At 71.2% G+C, this 7,424-nt stretch carries 6 protein-coding genes; 1 reads left to right on the top strand and 5 read right to left on the bottom strand.

Annotated elements, in window-relative coordinates; all coding sequences use genetic code 11:
* The 5 genes from ACZ7GZ_RS11815 to ACZ7GZ_RS11795 all read right to left on the bottom strand — a co-directional run.
* A partial coding sequence (locus ACZ7GZ_RS11815; protein ID WP_471023127.1) for a TetR/AcrR family transcriptional regulator occupies positions 1-583 on the bottom strand: 583 nt, incomplete at its 3' end.
* A gap of 129 nt (positions 584-712) precedes the next feature.
* Positions 713-1,351: a 2'-5' RNA ligase family protein gene (locus ACZ7GZ_RS11810; protein ID WP_471023125.1), complete on the bottom strand. Its 639-nt coding sequence runs from the start codon at positions 1,349-1,351 to the stop codon at positions 713-715.
* 44 nt (positions 1,352-1,395) lie between these two features.
* A complete protein-coding gene (locus ACZ7GZ_RS11805) occupies positions 1,396-2,052 on the bottom strand; it encodes a hypothetical protein (protein ID WP_471023123.1) in 657 nt (218 codons plus the stop codon).
* A gap of 231 nt (positions 2,053-2,283) precedes the next feature.
* Positions 2,284-3,732, bottom strand: coding sequence for an alkaline phosphatase PhoX (locus ACZ7GZ_RS11800; protein WP_471023121.1), 1,449 nt, complete (start codon positions 3,730-3,732; stop codon positions 2,284-2,286).
* 172 nt (positions 3,733-3,904) lie between these two features.
* Positions 3,905-5,332, bottom strand: coding sequence for a hypothetical protein (locus ACZ7GZ_RS11795; RefSeq protein WP_471023120.1), 1,428 nt, complete (start codon positions 5,330-5,332; stop codon positions 3,905-3,907).
* A gap of 265 nt (positions 5,333-5,597) precedes the next feature.
* Here ACZ7GZ_RS11795 and ACZ7GZ_RS11790 point away from each other — a divergent pair, with 265 nt between their 5' ends.
* Entirely contained in the window at positions 5,598-7,424 is a 1,827-nt protein-coding gene (locus ACZ7GZ_RS11790) for an endonuclease/exonuclease/phosphatase family protein (protein ID WP_471023117.1), read from the top strand.

Raw genomic sequence — 7,424 nt, 5'->3', positions numbered from 1 at the left:
CCCCCCCCCCCCCCCCCCCCCCCCCCCCCCCCCCCCCCACCCCCCCCCCCCCCCCCCCCCCCCCCCCCCCCCCCCCCCCCCCCCCCCCCCCCCCCACGGCCACCCCGTGCGCCAGCCGCAGCACCTCGATCGGCTCGACATCGCCCCGTAGGGATCCCTCCGCCTGCGCCGCCTCCACCAGCCGCGCCACCGCCCCCTGGACCACGGTCCCGCACACCGTCAGCGCCGCCGAACCGCCGTCCGTGACCGCCGAACCGAGCAGCGCCTTCATCCCCCGCACCTGGATCGTGCCGACGCCCAGCTCGTACAGCCACTCCGTCAGCGCCTCACCGGGCGGCAGCTCCCGCGCCAGCTCGTCGGCCCGCCTCCCCAGCGCCTCGATCCGGTCCACGTACGCGGCCTCCAGCAGCTTCTGCCGCGTCGGAAAGTGCCGGTAGAGCGTGCCCGCGCCGACACCCGCCCGCTTGGCGATGTCGTCGAGCGACGCGTTCTCCCCGTGCTCGGCGAAGGCCTCCGCCGCCACTTCCAGCAACCGCTCGTAGTTGCGCCGAGCGTCCGCCCGCATGGGTCTCACCCGCGGCATCCCGTCACTCCCCGCTTGTCGCCGTCCTCGTCGTCGTGACCACCGGGACGATGGCCGGCGCCGACACCCGAGTCTGCACCAGAAGGCCGGGCAGGAGCACTTCCCCCGCGAAGCGCTCGCTGCCGTCCCTCAGCGCCGCTCGGGTGGCTCGTACCCGCCGGTGGCCGGGTCCGGGCCGAGGTGCCGGTGTACCGCACCGGTGCCCAGGCCGATGGTGGCCCGCGTCCGCATGGGGCCGTCACCGCGGCGGGCGAGCACGTCGATCTCGGCGACGCGCGCGTGCAGCACGCCGAGCCGGGCTGCGCATTCGGCCGCGAGGACCCGCGGGGCGCGCGTGCGGCCGAGCGAGAGGTGCGGGACGAAGCGCGGGAAGCGCTCCGTGGAGTACGGGAAGGGCTCCGCCAGCGCGCGTTGGAGCTGCGTCCAGGGTGCGAGGCCGGCCGCCGCGGGGTCGAGCCACACGGTGGCGTAGGACCGGTGGCGGAACGCGTGGACTCCGCTGAGCCGGATGTCGAAGGGCTCGCACCCGGCGGCCGCGGCCGCCAGCAGCGGGAGTGCCGCCGGGAAGTCCTCCTCCGGTACGAACCCGAAGACGAGGTTCACATGAGGGGGCCAGCGGCGGATCTGCGGGTCGTGGGCGACGCGGATGCGCTGGATGGCGGGCCACAGTTCGGCCGGGGGAAGCCACGCCACGGCGGTCCGGGGCGTGGGGACCGCCTCGAAGCGGCCGAAGGCTTCGGCCGGGCCGGGCGTCGAGGGGCAGGGCACACCGCCATCATGGCCCTGCCCGCCGACGGCCGCCGCCTCATTCCTCAATCAACCGACGCCGGCAGGTGGACCCAGGTGTCGGACAAGAAGTCGGCTTCACGCTCGTTCACGTCGCTGGACTTCACGTCGCCGGGCTTCGCTTCGTGGTGCTTGTGGGTGTGCTTCCGTCCGTGGTGCTTGTGACCGTGTTTCGCGGCGTGCTTCTTGTGCTCGGGCTTTTCCGCCGGGTGCTTGTGTTCGTTCTCGGCACCGTGCTGCTTGTGTTCGTTCTTCGCGCCGTGCTGCTTGTCTTCGTTCTTCGCGTCGTGGTCCTTGTCTTCGTTCTTCGCGTCGTGGTCCTTGTGTTCGTTCTTCCCCGCCGAGGGCTTGTGCTCGGGCTTCGGCGCCGAAGGCTTTTGATCTTGCTTGGGCTTGGAAGGCTTCTGCTCGTGCTTCGTCGGCTTCGCCGGCTCCTTCACCGGCGGAGCCGCGACCGAGACGGACTGCGAGTCGGACTGCGAGTCGGACTGCGAGTCGGAGTGGGAACCGGACTGCGCATCAGACTGCGAGTCTGACTGCTGCTCGCTGGACGAGCCACCCCACGTGGCCACGGCGGTGGCCTGCGCGGACGCCACCGCGGAGACCTGCTGCGGACCGTCGTCGTCGGCGGCGAAGCCGGTGCCGGCCCCGAGGGCGGACAGCCCCGTGACCACTGCGGCCACGAGCGCTGCGCGCGGAAGTTTACGCATGGTTGACCCTTTCTCACGTGAGCGTGAAGCTCTCAATCGACTACTCAGCGTGAGAAATATATGCACAGAACGTAGTAACTTGTGATCTAAGGCGAAGCGCCGTGTCGACCCCGAGTCGCTGCCGCTCTCGCCCGATCGACGAGGTGTTCCGAAGAACAGCCCCAGTGCCGTTCCCCCCTCGCCGCGCCTTCGCACCCTTGGAGTTCAGCCGCGCTTCTGGCGCTTCCACGGCCCCGTGACGGCCAGCATGATGCCCGGCGTCTGGATGTTCGCGAACAGGGTCTTGCCGTCGGGTGCGAAGGTGACGCCCGTGAACTCGCTGTACTCCGGCTCCGCTGCAGTGCCGATGTTGAGCTCGTTGCGGGCGATCGGGTAGGTGCGCCCGCTCTCCGTCGCGCCGAACAGGTGCTGGACGCCCTCGCCGTCCTCGGCGATGACGAGGCCGCCGTACGGGGAGACCGTGATGTTGTCCGGGCCGTCGAAGTCACCGTCCTCGAACGGGTCGGGGTTGACGCCGAGCAGGACCTTCAGGGTCAGGGTGCGGCGCCCCGGGTCGTAGAACCAGACCTGCCCGTCGTGCTGGACGGGGCTCTCCGCGCGGGCGTAGGAGGAGACGACGTAGGCGCCGCCGTCGCCCCACCACATGCCTTCCAGCTTGCGTGCACGGGTGACCTGGCCGTCGGTGAACTGCTTGCGGACGGCCACCGTCTGCGCGTCGCGGTCCGGGACGTCCACCCAGTCGACGCCGTACACCGTGCCGGTCTTCGTGGCGCGGGAGAGGTCGTCGACGAACTTGCCGCCGGAGTCGAAGCACCTGAAGGCCTGGAGGACCCCGGCGTCGTCGGCGAGCGTGCGGAACCTGCCGCGGCCGTGGTGGAAGCCCTCCGGCGGGGTCCAGCGGTACAGGAGCCCGTTCGGGCCGGCCGCGTCCTCGGTGAGGTAGGCGTGGCCGCGCCTGGGGTCGATGACCACGGCCTCGTGGGCGTAGCGGCCGAGGGCCTTGACGGGCCTCGGGTCGCGGTTGGCGCGGCGGTCGGCGGGGTCGACCTCGAAGACGTAGCCGTGGTCCTTGGTCATGCCGTTCTGGCCGGCCTTGTCCTCGGTCTCCTCGCAGGTGAGCCAGGTTCCCCAAGGGGTGCTGCCGCCCGCGCAGTTGGTGGAGGTGCCGGCGATGCCGACCCACTCGGCGACGTGGTCGCGGCGTACCTCGACGACCGTGCAGCCGCCGGCCGCGGCGGGGTCGTAGACGAGGCCCTCGGTGAGCGGGACGGGGTACTGCCAGGCCGAACGGGGGCCCTTGAGCTCATGGTTGTTGACCAGGAGGGTGGCGCCGCGGGGGCCCTCGAAGGTGGCGGTGCCGTCGTGGTGGGAGGGCGTGAACTCGCCGGACTCCAGCTTGGTCCTGCCGCTGTAGGTGATGATCTGGTACGTGAAACCCGCGGGCAGGGCCAGGATGCCGTTCGGGTCGGGGATCAACGGGCCGTAGCCGACGCCGTGGTGGCCACCGTGCGCCGACTCGTCCCCGGCACTGTCGATGTCCGCCGCGGCGAGGGCGTTCGGCGCGGTGGCGAGCACGCCGACGCTGCCCGCCAGGGCGACTCCGGCACCGGTGATCGCGCCTTTTCTGGCGAAGTCCCTGCGGGTGAGCGACATGGTGTGTCTCCTGAGACGGTGGGAGTGCCGTGGAGGGTGGCGGACCTCGTTCGCCGCACACGCTCTCGCCACACCTTGAACGGGGGTTGAACGCCGGGCTACTTCACCGGCCCTTGTTCAGGAATCCGCATGCACTCCGTATGCACCAGCCCATGACCCGCCTCAGGAGCCGTCAGGCGCCGTGTTGCGACCTCGCCTTGAACGCCGCCTTCCGCGCCTCCTTCGCCACCTTCTTGTCCGGATGCAGCCGCCCCATCGCCTCCAGCACATCGGCCGTGGCCGGATGCTCCACCCGCCAGGCCGCGGAGAAGAACCCGCTGTGCTGCGCCGCCAGCCCCTCCACCAGCGCCTGGAGCTCCTCGGAGTTGCCCTCGGCGGCCAGTTGCGCGGCAACCGTGTCGATGGTCAGCCAGAAGACCAGGGCCTCGGACGGGGCCGGGACCCCGGCAGCCCCCCGTTCGCTCAGCCACACCCGGGCCAGGCCACCGAGCTCGGGATCGTCCAGCACCTCGCGGAGCGCCGGCTCCGCCTCCGCGCCCACCAACGACAGCGCCTGCTGACAGCGCAGCCTCCGCAGCGGCGCGCCCGCGTCGGTGCCCCGGGCCGCGGCCAGCAACTCCCGTGCCGCGGCCAGCGGTTCACGCCGCGCCAGCCACTCCTCGGTCTCGGCCCGGGCGGCGGCCTGTCCGAACCCCGCCGTCCCGTCGAGCAGCGCGTCCGCTCCCTTGTCGGCCAGTTCACCGACGGCCGGCGCCTGGAACCCGGCTTCCAACAGCCGCGCCCGCAGCCCGTACACACCGAGCGGGGTGAGCCGGACCATGCCGTAGCGGGAGACGTCGGTGTCGTCCACCGGCGCGGCGGGCTCCTCGTCGGCGTCGGCCATGAGAGCCTCGTCCACCGGCTGGTACTCGACGAGCCCGACCGGCTCCAGCGCCCGGAACTGGTCGTCCAGCCGCATCATCGCGTCGGAGACCTGCTCCAGGACCTCGTTGGTCGGCTCGCCCATGCCGTCGGGGACGAGCATCGAGGCGGCCAGTGCGGGCAGCGGAACCGGGCCGCCACCGGGGCCGTCCTCACTCACCGTCAGCAGGTAGAGGTTGCCGAGGACGCCGTCGAGGAAGTCGGCCTCCGTCTCCGGGTCCCAGTCGAGTGACGAGAAATCGATCTCGCCGCCCTCGTCCAGGGCGTCGACCAGATCGTCCAGGTCGGGCACGCTCGCGTCGGCGATGACGGTCTCCAGCGCGGTGAGCCACACGGCGAGCACATCGGCCGGGGAGCCCCCGGTGAGCAGCTTCAGCTCCTCGGCGGCCCGAACGGTCCCGGCCTCCTCGTCCACGATCTCGACCAGTCCGGTGTCCACGGCGACCCGCCAGGCCTCACTGGCGTACGCGGCGGCGTCGTCACCGCTGAGGCCGAGCAGTTCCGCGGCGGCCGGAAGCTGTTCCTCGGCCAGTCCGCCGCCGGCGTCCACGCGGGTGTCGCGGCCGGCCCAGCGGGCGAGGCGGGCGGCACGGGACAGCAATGGCGTGGACAGCGCGGCGCGCGCCAGCTCCGCTTCGGGGTGCAGCCGCACGGGCGGCAGGGGGGAGCTGTCTGACATCGGCTGGTTCTCCTCACACCGTGAACGGGCTCAACCGCTCAGCCTAGACGGATTTCCACCCATGCCGCCCGGTTCATCTGCCCGTCGGCGGCCGTACATGGCCGAAACCTTGACAACTCCCCGCGTCAGGCTGGAGATTGACGCGCGTAGAAGTTGGGGGGACAACTGTTCACTCGGCTCTATGCGTGTCACGGAGGGCTACGAGCCCCGCACGCTCCCGTTCCACCCTCGTCCCGGCGCTCACGTACGTCCCCGGAGGGATCCCTTGCCGAGCAGGTCTTCCGCGCGCCTCGCCGCGCTCACCGTCGCCGCCGTCTGCAGCGCGGCGTCCGCCGTCGTCCTCACCTCACCCGCCCACGCGGATTCGGTGCGCATCCACGACATCCAGGGCACCACCCGAATATCGCCGTTCGCCGGCCGGCAGGTCACGGATGTCCCCGGCATCGTCACGGCCACCCGCGGCTACGGCTCCTCCAGAGGTTTCTGGATCCAGGACCCCACCCCGGACGACGACCCGGCCACCAGCGAGGGCGTCTTCGTCTTCACCGGCTCCGCGCCGAAGGTCACGGCCGGCGACTCGGTGACGGTGACCGGCACGGTCTCCGAGTACGTCCCGGGCGGCACCTCCTCCGGCAACCAGTCGGTCACGGAGATCACGAAGCCGACCGTCACCACCGTCTCCACCGGCAACCCGGTCCCGGCGCCGGTCGTGATCGACGAGGACTCGGTGCCGGGCGCGTACGCCCCCGACGGCGACACGGCGGCGAACGGCTCCGTCAACGGCCTGACCCTGGACCCGTCCGCGTACGCCCTGGACCACTACGAGTCCCTGGAGGGCATGAACGTCCAGGTCGCCGACGCCCGCGTGGTCACCGCGACCGACCCCTACAGCGAGTTGTGGGTCACGGTGAAGCCGCACGAGCACCGCACCCACCGGGGCGGCACGATCTACGGCTCCTACGACTCCCAGAACACCGGCCGGCTGCAGGTCCAGTCGCTGGGCTCGACGGCCGACTTCCCGAAGGCGAACGTCGGCGACACCCTCGCCGGTACGACGACCGGCCCGCTGGACTTCAACCAGTTCGGCGGCTACACCCTCGTCGCGAGCAAGCTCGGCACGCTGCAGAGCGGCGGCCTGGAGCGCGAGACCACGCGGAAGCAGTCGCACGGCGAGCTGGCGGTGGCGACGTACAACGTCGAGAACCTCGACCCGTCCGACGCCACCTTCGACAAGCACGCCGCCGCGATCGTGAACAACCTGCAGTCGCCGGACATCGTGTCCCTGGAGGAGATCCAGGACGACAACGGCGCCAAGGACGACGGCACGGTCGACGCGGGCGAGACGGTGAACAAGCTGATCGACGCGATCGTCGCGGCGGGCGGCCCGAAGTACGACTGGCGCTCGATCAACCCGGTCAACGACCAGGACGGCGGCGAGCCGGGCGGCAACATCCGCCAGGTGTTCCTCTTCAACCCGGCGCGGGTGTCCTTCGTGGACCGTCCGGGCGGCGACTCCACCACGGCGGTCGGGGTCACGAAGGTGCACGGCAAGGCGCAGCTGACGGCCTCCCCCGGCCGGATCGACCCGGCGAACGCGGCCTGGAACAACAGCCGCAAGCCGCTGGCCGGCGAGTTCGTCTTCCGCGGCAGGACGGTCTTCGTGATCGCCAACCACCTCAACTCCAAGGGCGGCGACCAGGGTCTGACCTCGCAGTACCAGCCGCCGGTGCGCAGCTCGGAGATCCAGCGCCACGCCCAGGCGACCGAGGTGAACGCGTTCGTCAAGAGCATCCTGGACGTCCAGAAGAACGCGAACGTCATCGCGCTCGGCGACATGAACGACTTCGAGTTCTCCGAGACGGCGAAGATCCTGGAGGGTGACGGCGAGCTGTGGTCGGCGATCAAGTCGCTGCCGAAGAGCGAGCGTTACACCTACGACTACCAGGGCAACCAGCAGGTCCTGGACCAGATCCTGGTCAGCCCGGCGATCCGGCGCGGCTGCGACTTCGAGTACGACAGCGTGCACGTCAACTCGGAGTTCAACGACCAGATCAGCGACCACGACCCGCAGGTGCTGCGGTTCCGCCCGTAA

The organism is Streptomyces sp. NPDC037288 (assembly GCF_055603265.1).
This window is presented reverse-complemented; position numbering and strand designations above follow the sequence as displayed.